The organism is Mesorhizobium sp. M7A.F.Ca.CA.003.01.2.1, from assembly GCF_003998945.1.
Classification (GTDB): Bacteria; Pseudomonadota; Alphaproteobacteria; order Rhizobiales; family Rhizobiaceae; genus Mesorhizobium; species Mesorhizobium ciceri.
The window spans coordinates 1-1,079 of the sequence record NZ_RZRA01001337.1; the positions used below are offsets into that span (position 1 = coordinate 1).

General features: G+C 62.4%; 1 protein-coding gene. It reads left to right on the forward strand.

Going from position 1 to position 1,079, the window contains the following annotated elements:
- Positions 1-903, forward strand: a 903-nt coding sequence (locus EN969_RS32475) for a substrate-binding domain-containing protein (protein ID WP_127419805.1), incomplete at its 5' end; no start/stop codon positions are given.
- Between the last annotated feature and the right edge of the window lie 176 nt (positions 904-1,079).

Sequence of the window (1,079 nt, forward strand, 5' to 3'; positions counted from 1 at the left end):
GCCAAGCAACTCGGCTACCTGCCGGTCGCCGATCAGGTGACGCTGCCCTCGCGGCCCGCCCACCTCGAATTCCTGCTGCCGATCGGCAGCAATGCCTTCATGCGCGATCTCGCCGGGCATATCGAGGACTACGCCGCGCGTCTGCCGCTTGTCGCCTCGTGCCGGATCCACAATCTCGCCGGTATCTCGCCGAACGCGCTGCAGAGCGCTGTCGAAAACCTGTCGCTCAGGGCCAATGGCGTTGGCGTGATCGCTGTCGATCATCCGCGTACGCGCAACATCCTGCGCGACATCGTCGAAGCCGGCATGCGTGTGGTGACGCTGGTGTCCGATGTTCCGACGGCACCGCGCGCGGCCTATGTCGGCATCGACAACCGGGTGGCGGGACGAACGGCGGCGCTGCTGATGGGACGCTTCCTTGGCGGCCGCACCGGCCATCTGGCGATGGTCGTCGGCTCACGTTCCTATCGCGGCCACGAGGAACGCGAGATGGGTTTCCGCTCGGTGCTCAATGAGGAGTTTCCCAATCTGACCGTCAGCAGCGCCGTCGAGATCAACGACGAGCCCGATGCCAGCTACACCGAGACCATGAAGGCACTGCACGACGAGCCAGAGTTGCTCGGCATCTATTGCGTCGGAGCTGGACATTCGGGCGTTGCAAAGGCGATCCGCGAGGCCAGGCCGAACCGCAAGCCGGTGTTCATCTGCCACGACCTGACCAAGGACACGCGCGGTCATCTCGTCGACGATCTCGCCGATGTCGTCATCGACCAGAATGCGCGGCTGATCGCCGAGCAGTCGGTCATTCGCCTGCTCGGCTCGATTGCCTCCTCCGCACCCTATCTGACGCGCAAGTTCATCGAACCGCGCTTGATCTTCAGGGAAAACGTGCCGGTGCAGTGAAGCAGGCGGCCTGCAAAAATGCCTGTTGCCGGATTTGTATGATAATTGGCACGGCAAATCTGCACAGCAGCTATGCAAGTTTCTTTGTTGCCGAATCGTTGGGCAACTCGTAGGTTCTGGTTGTCGGCCATCTACTCCTCCCAGATGCGATGCCGACGCTGAATGGGGTGCACCTC